Here is an 18,323-nt window from a genome sequence, read left to right as displayed (position 1 = left end):
GCGCGTTATTGGGTGCGATACCAGACGCGGATGCCCGAGTACCAATGGCTCACGCTGGTATCGTCACCGGCGCCGAAGGTCGAGAGGCTTTCCACGTTCAAGACGTCGATGGCGTTCTCCGCGATCCAACGGTTCGCGCGTTCGACGAGCGCCGCGCCGTTCTCGTACACGTTGCCCTTGATGAGGTGATGCTGCACCACCTGTCGCTCGAAGTCTTCATAGGCGATCTTCGTCATCGGTCGTCTCCTTTTTGCGTTATGGATCGGCGCGTTTGATGAGATCGGCGCCGTGGATGCCGCAGCGCAGCGAGCGCGCCCGCGCGTCGCATTGCCGATTCGAGCATCATATGGCGTGATCGATGCCGCGCGCGGGGCGGTTTACCCGTGGTTCGGGCGCGTTCGGAGGGTGGGACGAAGCGTTGTCTGCGAATTCGAAAGTGACGGTTCGCGTGCGCGAAGGAATCGCTGCAGCGCGCCGCGTCGATCTCTTCGCGCAGGCCGAAACGCGACGAAGAACGCGCGACCGAGTGCGCGATCCGCGACGCGAGTGACACGGGTGAGACGGCAATGGCCCCATGCCCAACGCCGCTTCACGCACCACCCGAAGCACGCAATTGGCCGCCGCCGCCGTTCTTCGCTACCATCTCCCGATGGCGTCGATGCCGGCGCGGCTTTCCTTCCTTCCCATGCCCTTCGCCTTGCTTGATCCCGCTTCGCTCGCCGGCGATCCGCTCGACGCCGAAGAAGCACTTCTCGCGCGCGCCGCATCCGGCGAGGCCGTCGCGCACATCTGGACCGCGCCGGTCTCGCTGTCCCTGCCGCGCAGCTACCAGCGTTACCCGGCGCTCGCCGACGCCCGCGCGAGCTTCGCCCGGCGCGGCTGTCCGGTGTGGCTGCGTCTGTCGGGCGGCGGCCTGGTTCCGCAAGGCCCCGGCATCGTGAATCTAAGCCTTGCCTATCCGGTGCGCGCGCCGATGGGCACGCTTTCCGACGCGGTTTATCTGCACCTGTGCCGCATTCTCGGCGACGCGCTGTACACGCTCGGCGTCCTCACGCATCATCAGGCGGTCGAAGGCTCGTTCTGCGATGGACGCTTCAACCTCGCCTGGGGCCCCGGCAACGACGCGCGCAAGATCGCGGGCACCGCGCAGTACTGGCGGCGTGTGCCGCAGTCATCCGATGATCGCGATACGCCGCTTTACGCCGTGCTCGCCCACGCGGTGTTGCTGGTGAACGCCGACCCGGTCGAAATCAACGAGCGCGCCAACGCATTCGAGGCGCTTATCAGCAGCGGCCGGTCGTATCAGGAGATGAAAGTCGTCACCGTCGCGCAGGCGCTTGCCTACGAATGCTTCGACATTCCCGCCGACCTGCAAGCGCGCGTGTGCGATGCGCTCGCCGCGCGTCTCGCGCAGGCTGCGCTGCCCGAGGTAGGCTGAGCGCGCGCCGGCTGCTGTCCGTTTCAACCGCATCGAGGTGGCCATGCCGCTCAGACGTGCATCGAACGGCTTCTTTTTCGCGCTGTGGGTCGCCATCTGCGCGGCCGCGCCCGAGTTCCTGTGGCAAGGACTCGTTTCGCTCGTCGGACATTTCTCGTTCACGGATGCCGCCGCAGCGCTTCTGATCGGCGCGATTCTCGCGTTCTTCGTCGATCCGGTGCTCGAACGCGTGCGCGCACTCGGCGAGGATGCGGCGCATCGACGGCCCGAGAAGTCGCCCGCTTTCGCCGCGTGCGAAGCGTTGAGCTTCGCGGTCGTGGCCGTATGCGTGCACGAGGCGATCACCGTGTACGTCGCCGCAAGCCATTCGAACGCTCAGGCCAGCGAGAATCTGGCGACAGCGGTTTCGCAGGCGCTTCAATGGGCGGCGATGCCGTTCGTCATCACGGTTGCGTGGCTCGCGGCGCGCGGGCCGCGCTGGACGGCGTGGCCGGCGGCGGCACTCGCGGTCGTGATCGGCTATCTGTGCGGTCTCGTCTTCGAATGGGGAGGGCGCGTGATCGCGACGACGCTTATCCCTTCAGTGCTCATTCTGATTGCGGGCTGCGTGATCGTGCGCGAGCAATGGGACCCGTCCACGTTTCGCCGCTGCGCCCGCGCGACGGCTGTCGTCGCGCTGAGCTGGCTCGTTTTGACTGGCGCCCTGCAGCTTGCGCTGTGGCTCGCGCATATAGAGAGCTTTCGCGTCTACACGAGCGCCGATTTCTGGAGCGACCTGCGGTTTTATATCGGCTGGGTGACGGGGCTGGTGGTCGCGCCGGGGCTCGTCGCTCCGATCAATCGGCACGCGCGCCCCGCCGACGATAGCTGGCGCAGACGCCGCTAACCCGGCTCAACTGGACGGCGGCGGAGGCGGCTGAATGCCGGGCGGCGGTGGTGGCGGTGGCGCGTAAGAAGCGCCTTCGGGCGGGACGGTTCGCATGGCGCCGCTCACGGGCACCTTGTCGCCAGCCGCGTACATGCACTGGAGATACGCGTAGTCGTAGCGGCGCTGCACGCCATAGCCCGACGACTGCGCCGCGCCGACGCCGAACGCGCTGCCTGTCAGCAACCCCGCGCCCGCGCCGATAGCCGCGCCCGAGCCGCCGCCGAACGCCGCGCCCGCCGCCGCGCCGATTGCGGTGCCGACGACCGCGCTTCCGACCGCGCTGTTGGTCGCGGCCTGATCGGCGCTGACGCCGCCGACCTGCTGGAACGCGAACTGACGGCAGGAGGCGTCGTCAGCGCGGAACTGGTCGAACGTCTTGGTGGAGCCGGGAAGCGCCATGACGCTCGGTCCGCTCGGCATGACGGTACATGCCGAGAGACCGGTGAGCGCGAGAAGAAATACGAGCCTTCGGTAGTTCATGAACGTGACTTCGTTAGGACTTCATCATTGGTTCGACGGCGCAGGCGGCTGTGCCGGAACCTCGCGCCAGCCGCCCGGGCATTCCTTCACATACGGGTAATACGTGCGCGAGCCGTCGCAGTAGTACCAGGAGCCGCTCGGCTGCGCAGGCGCGGCGGCGGGCTGTCCCTGTTCGACATAGGTGGTTGGCGCGGCGGGCACCGCGACCACGGGCGCGGGCGGATAGTAGTAGTACGGCACGGGCGCGACGGGGTAGTAGAGCGGCGCGCCGAACCATATGCCGACATGGCCGCCATGCGCGCTCGCGGTCGTCGCCACGCCCGCCGTGGCAAGCACCGATACCGCGATAAAAGCCTTCACGCGATTCACGACTTTCTCCAGAAAAATTTTCGCCCGGTTGCCAAGCGGCAGGAAATAAATGACTCCCGCATGGCCGCATACCGCGCATCTTTCTACGCTATTCCAGTTGCCGAAGAATTTCAATCACAGCGCGCCGAATCATTCTTTCGGCGTGTTACCCGGTAATAATGCGTGACGAAAACACTCAGGACCGAGGCGATCATGACCGATGCACGCATCACCCAGGAACGCGTTCGCGTAGTCGATACAGTCACGCTGTCCGACGACTGGTACGTGCTCAGAAAAGTCATCTTCGACTTCCGGCGCGGCGACGGCACATGGCAGCGGCAGAGCCGCGAAACCTACGACCGCGGCAATGGCGCGACCATCTTGCTGCACAATCCGCGCACGGGCACGGTTCTGCTGACGCGCCAGTTCCGCATGCCGGCGTTTGTCAACGGGCATCACGGGATGCTGATCGAGGCGCCGGGCGGATTGCTCGACGACGCGACGCCCGACGCGCGCATCCGCGCCGAAGTGGAGGAGGAGACGGGCTACCGCGTCGGCCATATCGAGAAGCTTTTCGAGGCGTTCATGAGCCCCGGATCGGTGACGGAGAAGCTCTATTTCTATGTCGGCGAGTACGACGGGTCGATGCGCGTGGGCGACGGCGGCGGCGTGATCGACGAGGGCGAGGAAATTGAGGTGATCGAAACGCCGCTGGACGAGGCGATCGCGATGATCGAACGCGGCGAAATCATGGACGGCAAGACGATCATGCTGTTGCAGCACCTCGCACTCAGGCGAGCAGCGACACAGCCTTGACCTGCGCCCACACCGTCATGCCCGGCGCGATCTTCAGACGATCCAGCGAGTAGCGAGTGACGCGGGCGAGCAGCGGCGAGCCGTCCACGTCGAGCCGCACGACGGCCTGAGACGGATGGCCGTCGTCGGCAATCGCCTTCACCGTGGCGGGCAGCACGTTCAGCACGCTGCTCTGCGTGTGGTCGTGCTCGCCGGTGATCAGACTCACGTCGCGCGCCTTCACCGCGACGCGCATCCGTTTGCCGTGCGCGACGGGATCGTGCAGCACGCGCAGCGTCGCGCGTCCGCCCGGCAGCGCGAGCGTCAGCAGCCGATAATGCGCGTCGTAGCCCGCGACGATGCCCTCCAGCACCACCGACGCGTCGTCGGCGAGCGCGATCGGCAGATCGAGCCGCACGAGCGTCTCGGTGATCGGCCCGCTCGCCAGCGCGCGTCCCGCCTCCAGCAGCACGAGATGATCCGCGAGCCGCGCGACTTCTTCGGGCGCGTGGCTCACGTAGAGCATCGGAATATCGAGCTCGTCGTGCAGCCGTTCGAGATACGGCAGGATTTCCAGCTTGCGCTTATGGTCGAGCGAGGCGAGCGGTTCGTCGAGCAGCAACAAACGCGGGCTCGTCAAGAGCGCCCGCGCGATCCCCACGCGCTGCCGCTCGCCGCCGGACAAGCCCGCTGGCATGCGTGCAAGCAGATGCGCGATGCCGAGCAGTTCGACGGCTTGCGCGAAATCGACACGGCGCGTCGCGGCCGGCACGCGCTTCAGGCCGTAGCGCAGGTTTGCTTCGACGCTCAAGTGAGGAAAAAGACTCGCTTCCTGAAACACGTAGCCGAGCGGACGCCGATGCGTCGGCAGGAAAACGCGGCGCCCGGTGTCGAGCCACACGTCGCCATTGACGACGAGCCGCCCGCGTGTCGGCCGCGCCAGTCCGGCAAGGCAGCGCAGCAGCGTGGTCTTGCCGGAACCGGACTGGCCGAAGATCGCGGTGACGCCGCGCCCCGGCAAGTTCAGATCGACATCGAGCGAGAAGCTGCCCTGTTCGACGACGAAGCGCGCTTCGATGGCCGCGCGCGTCGCGCCGCTCTTTGCGCCGTCGAGCGTGAGCGGGGATGACGTGAGTTCAGACATGCGCCGCTGCCGTCCGGCGAGTCGAATAGAGCAGAAGCAGCACGATGAACGAGAACAGCACCATGCCGCCCGCGAGCCAGTGCGCCTGCGCGTACTCGAGGGCTTCGACGTGATCGAAAATTTGCACCGACACCACGCGCGTGCGCCCCGGAATATTGCCGCCGATCATCAGCACGACGCCGAATTCACCGACCGTGTGCGCGAAACCGAGAATCGTGGCGGTCACGATGCCGGGCCGCGCGAGCGGCAGCGCCACCGTGAAGAACGTGTCCCACGGACCGGCGCGCAGCGTCGCGGCGGCTTCGAGCGGACGGCGGCCGATGGCTTCGAACGCGTTTTGCAACGGCTGCACGACGAACGGCATCGAATAGATCACCGAACCGACGACGAGCCCCGCGAACGTGAACGGCAACAGGCCGATGCCCGCCGCCTGCGTGAGCTTGCCGACGGTGCCGTTCGGCCCCATGAGCACGAGCAAATAGAAGCCGATGACCGTCGGCGGCAGCACGAGCGGCAGCGCGACGACGGCGCCGATCGGGCCTTTCATCCGCGATGCGGTGCGCGCGAGCCACCACGCGACCGGCGTGCCGATGACGAGCAGCAGCGCCGTCGCAATCGACGCGAGTTCCAGCGTCAGCGCGATCGCCTGAAGATCGGCGGAATCGATCGGCATGTCCGGCTCAGAGCTGATAACCGAACGATTTGATGACCGCAGCGGCCTTCGGACCTTTCAGATAGTCCTCGAACTGCTTCGCGACCGGATTGTCACGGCCCTTGTTCAGGATCACGGCGTCCTGCCTGATCGGCTCATGCAGCGCGGCGGGCACGATCCACGCCGAGCCGCCCGTGATCTTGCCGTTCTTGTAGATCTGCGACAGCGCGACAAAGCCGAGCTCCGCGTTGCCCGTCACGACGAACTGCTGCGCCTGCGAAATGTTCTGCCCTTCGACGATCTTCGACGCCATCGCCTGCGTGAGCCCGAGCTTGTCGAGCGCCTGCGTCGCGGCAAGGCCGTACGGCGCGGCCTTCGGATTCGCTATCGCGAGATGCGCGAACTGGTTCTTCTTGAGCACTTCGCCTTTGTCGTCGACATAGCCGTCTTTTGCCGACCATAGCGCGAGCGCGCCCGTTGCATACGTGAAGCGGCTGCCGGGCACGGTCAGGCCCTCGCTTTCCAACTTGGCGGGCGTGGTGTCGTCGGCGGCGAGGAACACTTCGAACGGCGCGCCGTTCTTGATCTGCGCGTAGAACTGGCCCGTCGCGCCGTACGAGGCGACGACCTTGTTGCCCGTATCCTTCTCGAAGTCGGCGGCGATCGCCTGCACGGGCGCCGTGAAATTGGCGGCGACCGCGACCTGCACTTCGCCGGCGAACGCGGCGGATGCGGCCATGCCGGCAGCGAGCGGAAGCAAAAAGCCAAGCATCGCGCGCATGAAACGGGTCTTCACTTAGAGGCTCCTGTTCTTTCCCATGAATGATGTGTCGCGGCGTCTGCCGCCAAACGAGCCTGCGTAATATAGCCGAATATATTACGCGCGTTCGTGACATGATGCGGATAGGCACGGCGTCCGTCACATGTGAGTGCGGCTCATGCGTCGTTGTTGACTGCGCCTCGTGTTCTCGTCGACACTGTTGAGCAAGCCGAAGCGCCGCGCCGCAGATCACTGAGCGGCGCTCACATATCCGTGGCAGAAGGGGAGACAACACATGAGCGATGCAATGAACCTGCAACGCCTGACACTCGCGGTCGATGGCCCGGTCGCCCGTGTGACGCTCGATCGGCCGGACGTGCGCAATGCGTTCGACGACGCGGCCATCGTCGAACTGACCGCCGCATTTCGCGCGCTCAACGACGACGCCAACGTGCGCGCGATCATCCTCGCCGCGAAGGGTCCGGCCTTCTGCGCCGGCGCGGACCTGAATTACATGAAGCGCATGGCGGGCTTCACCGACGCGGAGAACCGCGCCGACGCGCTCGGCCTCGCGACCATGCTCAACACCATCTACACGAGCGCGAAGCCGGTCATCGCCCGCGTGCAGGGCGACGCTTATGCCGGCGGCGTGGGACTCGTCGCCGCGTGCGACATCGCGGTGAGCGTCGATACGGCGCGCTTCTGCCTGTCGGAAGCCAAGCTCGGCCTGATGCCCGCGACCATCGCGCCGTACGTGATCCGCGCGATGGGCGCACGCGCGGCGCACCGCTACTTCGTGACGGCCGAACTTTTCGATGCGGCCGAGGCGCTGCGCATCGGCTTCGTGCATCAGGTCGCGGCAGCCGATGCCCTTGATTCCGCCGTCGACTCGATCGCCGCGAGCATCGCCGCGAACAGTCCGAACGCGGTGCGCGAATGCAAGCGGCTGGTCGTGGATCTGGCGGGCGGCGTGATCGACGAGACGCTCATGTCGGACACGGCGGATCGCATTGCGCGGATTCGCGCATCGGACGAAGGGCGCGAGGGCGTGCGCAGTTTCCTCGAAAAGCGCAAACCGTCGTGGCTGCCCTGAGCGCGCACGGAGCACGACGATGATCACGCTCCATCACTGCGTCAGCGCGCGTTCGTTCAGGCCACTGTGGGCGCTCGAGGAAATCGGCCTGCCGTATGAACTGAAGATGCTGCCGTTCCCGCCGCGCATGATGGCGCGCGCCTTCATGGACGTGAACCCGCTCGGCACGGTGCCCGCATTCGCCGATGACGCGCTCTTCATGACGGAATCCGCCGCGATCTGCCAGTATCTCGCGGCGCGATACTCGCCCGGCGTGCTCGATGTCGCCGCGCACGAGGCCGATTTCGGGCGGTATCTCAACTTTTTGCATTTCGGCGAGGCGACGCTTACGTTTCCGCAGACGCTCGTGCTGCGCTACACGCATTTCGAGCCGCCCGAGCGCCGGCAGCCGCAGGTTGCGGAAGATTACGCGAAGTGGTTTCATGCGCGCTTGCGCGCGCTCGCGCCGCTGCTGGAGCGCCAGGACTTCCTGTGTGCCGGACGCTTCACGGCGGCGGACATTTCGGTCGGCTATGCATTGATGCTGGCGGAACACCTGGGGCTGAGCGCGCGCTTTGCCGAACCCGTTGCGCGCTACTGGGCGCGACTGCGCGAACGCGATGGCTTCGCTCGCGCGATGCACGCGCAGGACGCGGCTGCGCGCGCGCAAGACGTTTCGCCGGTGCCCGCGCCGGACACGCGCTGACCGCGCCGATTCCCTCCTTCACGTCCCTCCCTCCGTGGGGCTGTGCGGCGCGTCGCCGGGCTCTATTCTGCGCATCAGGCGCTGACGTTCGACGCGCCTGTCCAGACGACGAGTCTTCTCTCACGAGGTACGGGCGATGTACGTCTTTTCGTGGTTCTTATCGATGGTCGTGGCGCTCGTCGCGACGGGCACCATCCTTTTCGCGTTGCCGGGCTCAGCCGCCGAGGAGTTGCGCGTGGCGACGGCGCCGCAAGCGATTTTCGTCGCCGACATGAGCCGCGCCGACGCGATGGTCGCATCGTGTGTCGGCGAGGGGAAGTGACGAGGTGCGTGGCGAAGCGGTCGGGGTAAGGGCTTCGCGTTCAACGGGTTAGGGCGTTGGTCGGCGGGATATCCACAGGCTTTTCCACGGATTCTGTGGATAGGTTCTTGCGCGATCCGCCCGTGAAACTGATCTCCCGCGAGATTGCAAAGACCAAAAAAAAGCCCGCTCAGAAGAGCGGGCTTGAATCCACATCGGTTGAGACATGGAGGAGACAAGAGGTAGTATAAACCCTTAGTCCGCCAAGTCAAGCGTTGAATCAAAAAACAGCCGATCGTCTCACTGCTTGCCGAGGCTGTGGTAATAGCTCGCCAGATTCGCGACATCCGTATCCGACAAGCCCTTCGCCACCACCGACATCATCTCGTTCTGCCGCGCGCCGGAACGGAAGTCGTTGAGCGCCTTCACGAGATATTCCTCCGTCTGGCCCGCAAGGTTCGGCGCCTCGGGCAGCTTCGACAGGCCGTCGAGCCCGTGGCACGCCTGACACTGCGCCGCCTTCGCGCGTCCCGCCTTGACGTCGCCCGCGGCAACGGACGTGTCGGACATCGTCGTCAGCATCGCCACCAGAGCCGCGAGCGCCGCCGTCTGCGTCGCGCGCCTCATTTCGACCCCGTGTACGAAATGCGGTAGATGGCGCCGGCGTAGTCGTCGGAGACGAGCAGCGATCCGTCCTGCAGCATCTGGACGTCGACCGGACGGCCCATGTATTCGCCGCTTTGCGTGAGCCAGCCTTCCGCGAAGACTTCGGTTTCGCCGGCGGTGCCGTCGTCCTTGATCGGCGTGTACATGATGCGCGCGCCGATCGGCTTGGTGCGGTTCCAGGAACCGTGCTCCGCGTCGAAGATGCCGCCCTGATATTTCTGCGGAAACATCTTGCCGGTATAGAACGACATGCCGAGGTCGGCGGCGTGCGCGGCAAACTCGACCTGCGGGAAGACGACGCCCGCCGGCGGGTTCTGGTCCTTGTACTCCACCGTGCGCACCTTGCCGCCGCCGTACCACGGAAAGCCGAAGTTCTCGCCGGCCTTGGTCGCGTGATTCAGCTCGCCGGGCGGAATGTCGTCGCCCATGCCGTCCACCTGATTGTCGGTGAACCACAAGGTCTTGTCCTTCGGATTGAAGTCGAGGCCGACCGAGTTGCGCACGCCGTGCGCATACACTTCGCGGTTCTTGCCGTCCTGATCCATGCGGATGATGCCCGCGAGCCCGTTGCGGTCGAGCTCCGCGAGCTTGTCCTTCGGCGGCACATTCCACGGTTGCCCGAGCGCGATGTACAACTTCTTGTCCGGCCCGATGCGGCACGCCCGCGCGCCGTGATTGAAGCTCTCGAACTGCGTCGGAATCAGCTTGCCCTGCGGCGCGACGACCGCCGCGGCCACGTCCGGGCCGCCTTCGCCGAAGAACTGCGCGGCCGGAAAGCCGAGCACGCGGTTCTGCTCGACGACGTAGAGAATGCCGTCCGGCGAAAAGCACACGCCGTTGGGCACCTTGAACGTGACCGACGACGCGAACTGCACCACGTCGCTCGCGACGCGCTGCTTGGTCCGGTCCGTCACCTGCCACACGCGATTCTTGCGGGTGCCGACGAACACGACGCCCGTCGACGGCTCGACCGCCATGTGCCGCGCCTCCGGCACGACCGCGTAGAGGTCGATCTTGAAGCCGGGCGGCAGCTTGATCTGCTTGAGGTTTTCGCGAAGCGCGTCGGCGGTCTGACCGCTTTGGGGGATGGTTTCCGGCGGCTGCGTAGTGCCCGTCTGACGGAAATTGGACAGCGCGCCGACGTTATCCTGCGCGGCATCCGCGGGCGGAATGCAGGCGAGCATCGCGCCGACGGCCAACGGCAAAAGCTTGAGCGTTGCGTTCATCCGGTTGTCTCCATTTTTTACGGCATCGGAAGAGGGTGCTGCAACAAACGACTTGCCTCGCCGAGCCGCGGCGTCCGTGCGCGTGAGCGTGCGGCGCCGCTGGCTGCGGTAAAGCAATGTTAGGACAGGAAACGATGCCTTATGTAAGCGGCGCGCGAATTTTGTGAACGTTGGGATGCCGTCGCGGGCGTTATTTCCGGCCGTCGAAGAGAAAGACGTTCGAGCGGTCCGGGCTCGGCAGCGCGACCGTGAGCCGCGCGCCGTCGACGATGGCGTTGCCGTTTACCATCGCGTCGGGCAGCGGGCAGGGCGCGGGACCGAACGTGACGGACACGGCGTAGGCGTTGACGCCGGAAAGCGGGCGCACCGTTCCCTTGAAGATGCAGCCGGCGCTGGTCGTGCCGGCCGCGTAGCCATCGGCGGCAACGGTGATGCGCGTCGTCGTCGCGCCGCCGAGCGACATGCCGTGTCCGCTGTACAGGCCGCCCGCATTGGCCAGGGTCGGCGCGGTGTCGAGCATGGGCGCAGCGGTCGCGGTGAAGCGTTGGCTCTCGCCGACGTTGTCGCGCGTGATCGCGCCGTCGACGGCGGGCGCGTGCGCAAAATTCGCCATGAACGCTACCGGCGACGGCGGCGCCTGGCCGATGCGGTAATCCAGTGCGGACGCGCTGGTGAAGCGCCCATCGCTCGTTTGCGAGCCGTTCGTTGCGATGGTGACGCCCGCGAGACCTTCGCTGGAAGTCGCATAGAAGAGATATGCCGTGCCGTCGAAGAGCATGAGCAAGGTGGCGTCGGCGCTGCCGAGCGTGCCCTTGTAGACGCCGCCCGAGGGCAGCGTGGTCGTCACCGTTGCCGCTGGCGGGGCGGGCGGTACGCTTGTCGAACATGCGGCCAAAAGCGCAACGAAGGGAAGGGCAAGCGGGGCAGGGAACGGCGCGGCGCGTGTCGTGCTTGTCATTGGAGGCTCCGGTCGCGGTGGTGCTCGCCTCGCTGCGCGAAGCGGAACGTTTGGTATAGGCGCTTGCATACGGCGAGTCAAGCGGGAGCCTCGGCGGTTTTCGAGACGATGCCCCCGTGTCGACTTTGATCGCTGACGACGCGGTTGAGGCGAGAAGGCTGACGGAGCACGCTTGCCCGTCGCGCCGTCCCTTTCGCGACGATGCCCTCGTGTCGACCGATTCGCTGACAACGCGGTCGGAGCGGAGAGCACTGACGGAACCCGCTGTGACCGTCACGCTAAGATAGTTTCTGAGAGCATCGAGCGCGTTTCTAGGCACAAGGCTCTCAAGTCGACCGATTCGCTCACAACGCGGTCCGAGCCGAGACAACTGGCGGAATCCGCTGTAACCGTCACGCCCAATAGGTCGCAAAAGCATCAGACCGCGTGCAAAGGAGGCCATTTGCCCGACGCCGCCGCCAACGTCATCGTGTTCGGCGCATTCGACCGCCATAACTTCGGCGACATGCTGTTCGCGCACGTCGCGGAACGTCTGCTTGCCGAGCGTCGGCCGGATGTGAAGCCGCTTTTCGCGGGACTGCGCGCCCGCGATCTGCGCGCATATGGCGGCCACGATGTCGCCGCGCTCGGCGCGTTGGCCGGGCGCTTGCGCGATGCGCCGGTCACGCTCGTGCATGCAGGCGGAGAACTGCTGACCTGCGACGCCTGGGAAGCCGCCGTGATGCTCGGCGACCCCGAAGACGCGCAGGCCCACATCGCGCGATACGGCGTGCGAGCCGACGAACGCTCGGCGTATGCGCGCGCGATGCTGCACTCCGATGCGCTCGCGCCCTACGTCGTTGGCCGCGAGACCTTCCCGCAGGCGTCGTCGATATGTTTCAACGCGGTGGGCGGCGCATCGCTCGATTCCCGCGACGCTGCGCTGCGCAACGAAGTCCTGACGAGGCTTCGCAGCGCCGACGACCTGAGCGTGCGCGACGCGCACACGCAAGCGACGCTGCGCGCCGCCGGCATCGCGGCGCGGCTCGTTACGGACCCGGTGACGATGATCGCCGAACTTTTCAACTCGCGCATCCGCTCGCGCGCCGGCCACGGTGCGGCGGCCGACGTGCGACGGGCCTTTCCGCGCGGCCATCTCGCAGTGCAGTTCAGCGCTGACTTCGGCGACGATGCCACGCTCGACCGGCTGGCGCGCCAATTCGATGCGCTTGCCACATCGACCGGACTCGGGATCGCACTGTTTCGCGCGGGCGCGGCGCCGTGGCACGACGACATCGACGCGTACGAGCGTCTCGCCGCGCGCATGCGTCATCGCCCGGTGATGTTCCGGTCGCTCGACATCTGGGACGTGTGCGCCTTGATCGCGACGAGCGCCGGTTACGCGGGGAGCAGCTTGCACGGGCGCATCGTCGCGATGGCGTGCGGGCTGCCGCGCGTCAACATTCTTCATCCGGACGAAGCGGCGCGGACCGGCAAGCAGGCGGCCTATGCGCTGACGTGGGAGGATGCGGACACGCCAGGCGCCGTCCCGATCGACGAACTCGAAACGGCCATGCGCGATGCGTTGAGCGTCGATGCTGATGCGCTAAGACAGCGTTCCTTGGAGCTAGCGCGGTTGTACCGCGCTGGCGCCGCGCGGCTCTGGTGAGATGGCCGCCTCGCCAACGGGACGCGACTGGGAATCACGCCTCGCCGCGCTGAGCGTCGAATGTAATGCACTCGGTTGACGCGCGGCGCGCGGTGAACGTGAGCCTGTGCGACAACGCGGCAATCCTCAAGAAGCGCGGCGTTCCCCGCGTGTCAGCGTTCGCCCGACAGCATCGTGCCGCGGCAGTTCGCTGCGCTACAGCGGCACGCGTACAGGCGCTTGAGCGCCGCCGTGCGCCGTCCCTCGACCGTGAGCCGATAGTCGATGAACAGTTCCTGCCCCTTGACGATCGGGCTGAGCGAGCGGATGAAAACGCGCTCGCCGTCCTGCTCCGCCTCGCAATTCGGCGCGCAACTGTGGTTGAGCCAGCGCGAGGAATTGCCGCCGCGCGCGCCGTCGATCACGCGGCCGTCGTCGAGTCCGAAGAGAAACGTATGGCCGTCCTCGGCGTTCGAGCGTTCGTACATGCGCTGCGCTTCTTTCGACGAAAGACGCTGGCCTTTGTACTCGAAGAGCAGCGCGCCCGCAGGCAGATCGGCGAGCGCGAAGACGCCCCGGCCGTGGACAGGCGATGTTCGGACAGTGATTCGACGCATGGTGTGGCGAGTCGCAGTGTTGATGAATGGAAGTCGGGCGCACGTCAGCCGTAATCGCGATGATGGCGCCGTCATGAAGCGCCATCGCCCTCAGACGCGCAGTTTCCACCGGCAAACGCGCGATACGCAAGGCGCTCGCGAGTATCGTAACTGCAACTCAGGCGTAAGAGGAGCAGCGCGTGACGAATCGTGACCGGACGTCCACTGAGTGCCCCGACCGAGGCCATCCGTTGCCTGATGTGCAGTAAGCCTGCCAGTGTGAGCGCGCTTCGCAGACAAGGCAAAACGATTCGTTTGCGCAGCGGGCCCACGCTCATTAGCCTCGACGGCATGACCACGCGCACGAAAGGAGCCGCAATGATCCCGCCCATCGATCTCACGACGCTCGCCGACATGCCGAACGACGGCTATCTCAACCGCGTTATCGCGACCGTCAACGATCACGGCATCCACATCAGCGTGATGACCGCACCGTATGACTGGCATCTGCATCCGGACTCGGACGAGACGTTCATCGTGACCGAAGGCACGCTCGTCATCGACTTCGAAGACGGCCCGGTGGACGTGCACGCCGGTCAGTTGCTCACGATTCCGGCGGGCGTGCGTCATCGCACCCGTCCGAAGGGCGCGCGGTCCGTGAATCTCACCGTCGAACGAAAGAACGCGGCCAGCGTGTTCTGCGACGAACCCCACGCTTCGAAGCCGTAGCGTGAATTCTTCAAGCGGTGCTCGCGTCCTGGACACGCGATGCGGCTTGCGGATTGCTCAGTATTGAAGCAGCGGCATTTCAATTCCTACGTTCAATTCCGACGGCAGGCGCGCACCCGGTTCGCATCGCATGGCGACGAGCCGCGTTCGCGTTGACCTCACGAAACGAACGCATGGTTCACGCGCGTTCAACCGGTGATTTTCGTGACGTATTCGAGTGGCAGACGCCCCAAGCTTGTTTATTTTCCTACCCGCATCGTCGCGCCGACGCCAGGCGCGAGCGAGAGTGATTTCCAGATTTATGCGTCGTATCGCGGCAGCGCCGCGAGCGGCTATTACGGCACGCTGAAAGTCGTGAGAAAAACGGACGGGCGTTTGCTGTTTCCATTCGAAGGCGCGGACACGCTCGGGCCTTACGCGTCGAAGTCGGATGCGATCGAAGCGGCGCAGCGCCGGGGCGACGAAGTCGTGCAAGCCGATCTCGCGCGTCCCGAGCTTTAACGAACCGGGGAGCGTCGCCGGAACTCGTAGAACCAAAGCCGCTCAAAGCGGCGGCGAGGCGGGAGCGTGTCTTGCTGCTGAGGCGGGAGCGTGTCTTGCTGCTTCGTCGCTCTCCTCGCATATCGGATCTCATTCTCGCGCCGGCGGCCACCATGACCACTCAACTCAGTGACGTATGCAAATCGCGGCTTTTTCGCGTGACGCTGATAGCGCCTGTCGAGGGCATCGCGTTCGTCATGGCCGACAGCCGCGAGGCTGCGTGGCGCATGGGCAAGACCGTCATTGCGGTGGTGCATGGCGTCGGCATTCAGAACGTCGCGCTTGCAGGCGTGCATTCGTTCGGCGAACTCGTGAGCATGGGCACCTGCGATGACCTGGACATGCGCGTCTTCGAACTCGCGAGTCCGGACGGCAAGAACACGCATTGGGCCGATGCGCCTTACTTCCTGACCAACGATGCTTCACTGCTCGGCAAATGGGCCGAGCTTCGCGCGGATCTGGCCGCCAACGTGGCGCGCGCGCTTATCCGGCGGGCCAAGTAGCGCCGCGCGGTCGTTCAATTTGGGCAACGCACGCGGCAATGTCGGCGCGCGCGATAGACGGGAAACTGCGGTGGCTCGGGTGGCGGAGGCTTGAGCTCAGGCTGCCACGCGGCGATTCTGCTTCTCTTGTGCGTCGGCGGCGGCGGAACCGAGTGCCGCATCGAGCATCGCCAGCTTGCGTTGCAGAGAGGCGACGCGGTGACTTTGTGACGGAACAAGCTCGTAGTCGCTATCGAGCTGCGCCACGCGCATGTCCCAGTACTTCGTCGGCAGACGTCCCGGTGCGGTGCTGCCTTCCACGAAACTCGCCAGAATCAATTCCAGATGCTTGAGTTCGCGCTCCGCGAGTTGGGCCGGGCGACGCTGTCGGAATGCGGGGGCAGCGGCGGCTGCAAGGGTTCGTGTCATGGGAATCATCCTGCGTGAATTCGGAAAGCACCTAATAGAGCAAGGTGCGTACCTTCCGCGCGTTTTTGCCGCAGATAATGTGTTTCCAAATGAAACGGACGTACGCGGAGCCGCGCGGGCATTAGCGTTCACCCTTATTTGTCTGTTAGAAACCTGGCCGATATCGCCGACTCCGATTGCACCGGTACGTCGGCTACCGCACGGACCCGCCCGCAAAGTTTTCACGCGATGGTGTGCTTTTCTTCAAACGTTTGGCGTGGGACTGACGCTTGCTTGATTGGCGGCGCGTCAACCTCGCTCGATGAACCTCCGGATGCGAACCGCGCGACGCTCCAATCCAACGCAATCGACATGAACGACACCACACGTAGCATCGCCACTCGCGCGCGCAAACCGCTCGACCGTGAACTCGAAACCGCGCTTCGCAAAGTATTCGGCTTCCCGCACTTGCGGCCGGGACAGGATGAAGTCATCCGCAGCGTCCTCGACGGCAACGACACGCTCGCCGTGATGCCCACGGGCGCGGGGAAGTCTCTGTGTTATCAGTTGCCGGCCTTGCAGCTAGACGGCATGACGGTGGTGGTGTCGCCGCTCATCTCGCTCATGCGCGATCAGGCCGTGAAGCTCACCGAAGCCGGTGTAGCGGCGGCGGTCATCAACAGCACCTTGTCCACGACAGAAGAACGCGAAGCCATGCAAGCGGTGACGGCGGGCGAGGTCCGCATTCTCTTCGTCACGCCGGAGCGGCTCGTCAATGCGGAGTTCACTGCGACGCTCACGGCGAAGGACATGCCCTCGGTGCCGCTCGTCGTCATCGACGAGGCGCATTGCATTTCGCAGTGGGGCCACGACTTTCGCCCTGCCTACGTCGAGCTGATTCACGCGGTCAAGACGCTCGGCCGGCCGCCCGTGCTCGCGCTCACCGCGACGGCGACGCCCGCTGTCATCGAAGACATCGTGCGCGAATTGCAGATGCGGCACGCCACCGTGATCCATACGGGCGTCTATCGCGACAACCTGCATTTCTCGGTCGAGCAACTGACCAATCCCGAAGACAAGCGGGCGCGCGCGATCGAACTGGCGAGCACGCTTGAAGGCAGCGGCATCATCTATTGCGCGACGGTGGCCGAATGCGACGCGCTGCACGCCGCGCTCGTGGAAGCCGGCGTCGCGGCCCAGCGATACCACGGCAAGATGGCCGCGAGCGCACGATCCGAAGCGCAAGACGCCTTCATGGGCGACGACGCACGGGTGATGATCGCGACCAACGCATTCGGCATGGGCATCGACAAGCCGGACATTCGCTTCGTGCTGCATGCGCAAGTACCGGGCAGCCTCGACGCGTACTATCAGGAAGCCGGTCGTGCGGGCCGCGACGGCGAGCCGGCCAGGTGCATCCTGCTCTTCGAACTGAAAGACAAGCAGGTCCAGCAGTTCTTCCTCGGCGGACGTTATCCGAGCGCGGAGACGATTCGCCGCGTCGCGGAAACGGTGCGCGACCTCGCGCGCGAGAACGCGAGTCTGACGCTCGAAAAGCCGGTCGAACGCCTGCGCGAAGCATTGCCGCATGTCGGCGCGAACAAGCTGCGTGTCGCGGCGACGCTGCTAAATGACCTGGGCGTGACACGTCGCACGCGGCGCGGCGGCATGAAGCTGATCGACGACGGCGCGGCCATCGCGCAGCTGGACGACGCCGCGCAAGGCTATGCGGCGCGAGCGGGGCGCGATCGCGCGGTGCTCGAACGCATGATCAACTATGCGCAAAGCGCGCGGTGCCGGTGGCGCATGCTGCTCGACTACTTCGCCGACGATGCGGACGACGTTGCCGCGCCGCCGGCCGCAAGCAAGCAGGAAGTCACCTATCGCGCACCCGACGATGAACTCGGCGGCGGAACGTGCGGCTCATGCGACAACTGCCTGCATCCGCCGGAAGTGCAGGAAAGCCCGCGCGAAGTGCGTGAACAGGCGCTATCGGAAGAGCACGAGAAAGAAGCGAAGCCGAAGCGAAATGCACAAACGTTCAGCCAGGGCGACCGCGTGCGCGTGCGTCGATATGGCGATGGCGTCGTGGAGATGGTGAGCGCGGACCGCGTGGCGGTGCGCTTCCCGGACGACGAGACGCGCACCTTCATCGCGCGCTATGTGAAGCGCGCGGCGTGATCGGGAGAAGCGGCGTTATGTGTTGGTCGGTTCGCCCGGATCTTCGATGCCCTTTTCGATATTGTCTTTCTGGTCGGCGTAGTCCTTGCGGTTCGCGCCGTTGGTGATCTCGACGTCGCCCTTGAGCTTGCGGTCCTCGTCACCGGTCACGGTGCCGATGGCCGTATCGACCCAGCCCTTCACCTGTTCCTTGATGCCTTCGGTCGCGTCCTTGTTCATGTGACTCTCCTTTCGGGATTAGCGGTTTCAACGCACTGAAGGTCGCAACGGCTATGCCCGAGCTTCA

General features: G+C 65.4%; 23 protein-coding genes. 11 read left to right on the top strand and 12 right to left on the bottom strand.

Features of this window, described 5'->3' with window-relative positions; translation table 11 throughout:
• Window positions 1–5 precede the first annotated feature (5 nt).
• Window positions 6–236 carry a hypothetical protein gene (locus GV035_RS00520; RefSeq protein WP_159832602.1) on the bottom strand — a complete coding sequence of 77 codons (231 nt, stop codon included), beginning with the start codon at window positions 234–236 and terminating at the stop codon, window positions 6–8.
• A 449-nt stretch (window positions 237–685) separates the two neighbouring features.
• On the opposite strand from GV035_RS00520, the gene GV035_RS00515 reads away from it, so the two are divergent.
• Both GV035_RS00515 and GV035_RS00510 read left to right on the top strand, forming a co-directional pair.
• Window positions 686–1,438 (top strand): lipoyl protein ligase domain-containing protein, encoded by a 753-nt coding sequence (locus GV035_RS00515; RefSeq protein ID WP_159834892.1) that lies wholly within the window; start codon window positions 686–688, stop codon window positions 1,436–1,438.
• 43 nt (window positions 1,439–1,481) lie between these two features.
• A complete protein-coding gene (locus GV035_RS00510; protein WP_236572367.1) occupies window positions 1,482–2,324 on the top strand; it encodes a hypothetical protein in 843 nt (280 codons plus the stop codon).
• Window positions 2,325–2,330: 6 nt separating this feature from the next.
• Here GV035_RS00510 and GV035_RS00505 read toward each other — a convergent pair whose 3' ends face one another.
• Window positions 2,331–2,846 carry a glycine zipper family protein gene (locus GV035_RS00505; protein ID WP_159832600.1) on the bottom strand — a complete coding sequence of 172 codons (516 nt, stop codon included), beginning with the start codon at window positions 2,844–2,846 and terminating at the stop codon, window positions 2,331–2,333.
• A gap of 24 nt (window positions 2,847–2,870) precedes the next feature.
• Window positions 2,871–3,215, bottom strand: coding sequence for a hypothetical protein (locus GV035_RS00500; RefSeq protein WP_159832599.1), 345 nt, complete (start codon window positions 3,213–3,215; stop codon window positions 2,871–2,873).
• 192 nt (window positions 3,216–3,407) lie between these two features.
• On the opposite strand from GV035_RS00500, the gene GV035_RS00495 reads away from it, so the two are divergent.
• On the top strand, window positions 3,408–4,010 hold the full coding sequence (locus GV035_RS00495; RefSeq protein ID WP_159832598.1) for an NUDIX domain-containing protein: 603 nt from the start codon (window positions 3,408–3,410) through the stop codon (window positions 4,008–4,010).
• Here GV035_RS00495 and modC read toward each other — a convergent pair.
• From modC to modA, 3 genes are read right to left on the bottom strand one after another with little or no spacing between them, the layout of a single operon-like run.
• Entirely contained in the window at window positions 3,985–5,133 is a 1,149-nt protein-coding gene (gene modC, locus GV035_RS00490) for a molybdenum ABC transporter ATP-binding protein (RefSeq protein WP_159832597.1), read from the bottom strand. The two genes, GV035_RS00495 and modC, sit on opposite strands and share 26 nt — an antisense overlap.
• Complete coding sequence (gene modB / locus GV035_RS00485; protein ID WP_159832596.1) at window positions 5,126–5,806, bottom strand: molybdate ABC transporter permease subunit; 681 nt, start codon at window positions 5,804–5,806, stop codon at window positions 5,126–5,128. Before modB ends, modC begins: the two co-directional genes overlap by 8 nt.
• A 7-nt stretch (window positions 5,807–5,813) precedes the next feature.
• Window positions 5,814–6,566: a molybdate ABC transporter substrate-binding protein gene (gene modA / locus GV035_RS00480; RefSeq protein WP_159834891.1), complete on the bottom strand. Its 753-nt coding sequence runs from the start codon at window positions 6,564–6,566 to the stop codon at window positions 5,814–5,816.
• 286 nt (window positions 6,567–6,852) lie between these two features.
• Here modA and GV035_RS00475 point away from each other — a divergent pair, with 286 nt between their 5' ends.
• The 3 genes from GV035_RS00475 (at window position 6,853) to GV035_RS00465 (ending at window position 8,645) form a co-directional block, all read left to right on the top strand.
• A complete protein-coding gene (locus tag GV035_RS00475) occupies window positions 6,853–7,638 on the top strand; it encodes an enoyl-CoA hydratase/isomerase family protein (protein WP_159834890.1) in 786 nt (261 codons plus the stop codon).
• A 19-nt stretch (window positions 7,639–7,657) separates the two neighbouring features.
• A complete protein-coding gene (locus GV035_RS00470; protein WP_159832595.1) occupies window positions 7,658–8,323 on the top strand; it encodes a glutathione S-transferase family protein in 666 nt (221 codons plus the stop codon).
• Window positions 8,324–8,459: 136 nt separating this feature from the next.
• The gene (locus GV035_RS00465) at window positions 8,460–8,645 is read left to right on the top strand and encodes a hypothetical protein (RefSeq protein ID WP_159832594.1); all 186 of its coding nucleotides are present in this window, start codon (window positions 8,460–8,462) and stop codon (window positions 8,643–8,645) included.
• Between the two features lie 279 nt (window positions 8,646–8,924).
• On the opposite strand, the gene GV035_RS00460 is transcribed toward GV035_RS00465, so the two are convergent.
• The 3 genes from GV035_RS00460 to GV035_RS00450 form a co-directional block, all read right to left on the bottom strand.
• Entirely contained in the window at window positions 8,925–9,251 is a 327-nt protein-coding gene (locus GV035_RS00460) for a c-type cytochrome (RefSeq protein WP_201303877.1), read from the bottom strand.
• Window positions 9,248–10,516 (bottom strand): PQQ-dependent sugar dehydrogenase, encoded by a 1,269-nt coding sequence (locus GV035_RS00455; RefSeq protein WP_159832593.1) that lies wholly within the window; start codon window positions 10,514–10,516, stop codon window positions 9,248–9,250. Before GV035_RS00455 ends, GV035_RS00460 begins: the two co-directional genes overlap by 4 nt.
• A 190-nt stretch (window positions 10,517–10,706) precedes the next feature.
• Complete coding sequence (locus GV035_RS00450; RefSeq protein ID WP_201303876.1) at window positions 10,707–11,474, bottom strand: hypothetical protein; 768 nt, start codon at window positions 11,472–11,474, stop codon at window positions 10,707–10,709.
• 442 nt (window positions 11,475–11,916) lie between these two features.
• Here GV035_RS00450 and GV035_RS00445 point away from each other — a divergent pair, with 442 nt between their 5' ends.
• Window positions 11,917–13,122 (top strand): polysaccharide pyruvyl transferase family protein, encoded by a 1,206-nt coding sequence (locus GV035_RS00445; RefSeq protein ID WP_236572365.1) that lies wholly within the window; start codon window positions 11,917–11,919, stop codon window positions 13,120–13,122.
• Between the two features lie 152 nt (window positions 13,123–13,274).
• On the opposite strand, the gene GV035_RS00440 is transcribed toward GV035_RS00445, so the two are convergent.
• Window positions 13,275–13,718: an SET domain-containing protein gene (locus GV035_RS00440; protein WP_159832592.1), complete on the bottom strand. Its 444-nt coding sequence runs from the start codon at window positions 13,716–13,718 to the stop codon at window positions 13,275–13,277.
• A 357-nt stretch (window positions 13,719–14,075) separates the two neighbouring features.
• Between GV035_RS00440 and GV035_RS00435 the strand changes: the two genes are divergently transcribed.
• The 3 genes from GV035_RS00435 (at window position 14,076) to GV035_RS00425 (ending at window position 15,469) form a co-directional block, all read left to right on the top strand.
• The gene (locus GV035_RS00435) at window positions 14,076–14,426 is read left to right on the top strand and encodes a cupin domain-containing protein (protein ID WP_201303875.1); all 351 of its coding nucleotides are present in this window, start codon (window positions 14,076–14,078) and stop codon (window positions 14,424–14,426) included.
• Window positions 14,427–14,630: 204 nt separating this feature from the next.
• A complete protein-coding gene (locus tag GV035_RS00430; RefSeq protein WP_370650741.1) occupies window positions 14,631–14,927 on the top strand; it encodes a DUF6723 family protein in 297 nt (98 codons plus the stop codon).
• A gap of 152 nt (window positions 14,928–15,079) precedes the next feature.
• Entirely contained in the window at window positions 15,080–15,469 is a 390-nt protein-coding gene (locus GV035_RS00425) for a hypothetical protein (RefSeq protein WP_159832591.1), read from the top strand.
• A gap of 96 nt (window positions 15,470–15,565) precedes the next feature.
• Here GV035_RS00425 and GV035_RS00420 read toward each other — a convergent pair whose 3' ends face one another.
• On the bottom strand, window positions 15,566–15,877 hold the full coding sequence (locus tag GV035_RS00420; RefSeq protein ID WP_159832590.1) for a hypothetical protein: 312 nt from the start codon (window positions 15,875–15,877) through the stop codon (window positions 15,566–15,568).
• 351 nt (window positions 15,878–16,228) lie between these two features.
• Here GV035_RS00420 and GV035_RS00415 point away from each other — a divergent pair, with 351 nt between their 5' ends.
• A complete protein-coding gene (locus tag GV035_RS00415; RefSeq protein ID WP_159832589.1) occupies window positions 16,229–18,037 on the top strand; it encodes a RecQ family ATP-dependent DNA helicase in 1,809 nt (602 codons plus the stop codon).
• A 15-nt stretch (window positions 18,038–18,052) separates the two neighbouring features.
• On the opposite strand, the gene GV035_RS00410 is transcribed toward GV035_RS00415, so the two are convergent.
• A complete protein-coding gene (locus tag GV035_RS00410; protein WP_159832588.1) occupies window positions 18,053–18,256 on the bottom strand; it encodes a CsbD family protein in 204 nt (67 codons plus the stop codon).
• Window positions 18,257–18,323 lie beyond the last annotated feature (67 nt).

Source organism: Burkholderia sp. 8Y (assembly GCF_902506145.1).
GTDB lineage: Bacteria > Pseudomonadota > Gammaproteobacteria > Burkholderiales > Burkholderiaceae > Caballeronia.
The sequence above is the reverse complement of the archived record's forward strand: the minus strand, read 5'-3'. Positions and strand labels throughout refer to the sequence as shown.

What these genes read in the sequence shown, in the direction of transcription:
- GV035_RS00515 (WP_159834892.1), top strand. Translation starts at nt 686, where the DNA reads ATGCCCTTCGCCTTGCTTGATCCCGCTTCGCTCGCCGGCGATCCGCTC.
- GV035_RS00435 (WP_201303875.1), top strand. Translation starts at nt 14,076, where the DNA reads ATGATCCCGCCCATCGATCTCACGACGCTCGCCGACATGCCGAACGAC.
- GV035_RS00470 (WP_159832595.1), top strand. Translation starts at nt 7,658, where the DNA reads ATGATCACGCTCCATCACTGCGTCAGCGCGCGTTCGTTCAGGCCACTG.
- GV035_RS00415 (WP_159832589.1), top strand. Translation starts at nt 16,229, where the DNA reads ATGAACGACACCACACGTAGCATCGCCACTCGCGCGCGCAAACCGCTC.
- GV035_RS00520 (WP_159832602.1), bottom strand. Translation starts at nt 236, where the DNA reads ATGACGAAGATCGCCTATGAAGACTTCGAGCGACAGGTGGTGCAGCAT.
- GV035_RS00505 (WP_159832600.1), bottom strand. Translation starts at nt 2,846, where the DNA reads ATGAACTACCGAAGGCTCGTATTTCTTCTCGCGCTCACCGGTCTCTCG.
- modB (WP_159832596.1), bottom strand. Translation starts at nt 5,806, where the DNA reads ATGCCGATCGATTCCGCCGATCTTCAGGCGATCGCGCTGACGCTGGAA.
- GV035_RS00475 (WP_159834890.1), top strand. Translation starts at nt 6,853, where the DNA reads ATGAACCTGCAACGCCTGACACTCGCGGTCGATGGCCCGGTCGCCCGT.
- GV035_RS00465 (WP_159832594.1), top strand. Translation starts at nt 8,460, where the DNA reads ATGTACGTCTTTTCGTGGTTCTTATCGATGGTCGTGGCGCTCGTCGCG.
- GV035_RS00420 (WP_159832590.1), bottom strand. Translation starts at nt 15,877, where the DNA reads ATGACACGAACCCTTGCAGCCGCCGCTGCCCCCGCATTCCGACAGCGT.
- GV035_RS00495 (WP_159832598.1), top strand. Translation starts at nt 3,408, where the DNA reads ATGACCGATGCACGCATCACCCAGGAACGCGTTCGCGTAGTCGATACA.
- modC (WP_159832597.1), bottom strand. Translation starts at nt 5,133, where the DNA reads ATGTCTGAACTCACGTCATCCCCGCTCACGCTCGACGGCGCAAAGAGC.
- GV035_RS00410 (WP_159832588.1), bottom strand. Translation starts at nt 18,256, where the DNA reads ATGAACAAGGACGCGACCGAAGGCATCAAGGAACAGGTGAAGGGCTGG.
- GV035_RS00510 (WP_236572367.1), top strand. Translation starts at nt 1,482, where the DNA reads ATGCCGCTCAGACGTGCATCGAACGGCTTCTTTTTCGCGCTGTGGGTC.
- GV035_RS00460 (WP_201303877.1), bottom strand. Translation starts at nt 9,251, where the DNA reads ATGAGGCGCGCGACGCAGACGGCGGCGCTCGCGGCTCTGGTGGCGATG.
- GV035_RS00425 (WP_159832591.1), top strand. Translation starts at nt 15,080, where the DNA reads ATGACCACTCAACTCAGTGACGTATGCAAATCGCGGCTTTTTCGCGTG.
- modA (WP_159834891.1), bottom strand. Translation starts at nt 6,566, where the DNA reads ATGCGCGCGATGCTTGGCTTTTTGCTTCCGCTCGCTGCCGGCATGGCC.
- GV035_RS00440 (WP_159832592.1), bottom strand. Translation starts at nt 13,718, where the DNA reads ATGCGTCGAATCACTGTCCGAACATCGCCTGTCCACGGCCGGGGCGTC.
- GV035_RS00450 (WP_201303876.1), bottom strand. Translation starts at nt 11,474, where the DNA reads ATGACAAGCACGACACGCGCCGCGCCGTTCCCTGCCCCGCTTGCCCTT.
- GV035_RS00455 (WP_159832593.1), bottom strand. Translation starts at nt 10,516, where the DNA reads ATGAACGCAACGCTCAAGCTTTTGCCGTTGGCCGTCGGCGCGATGCTC.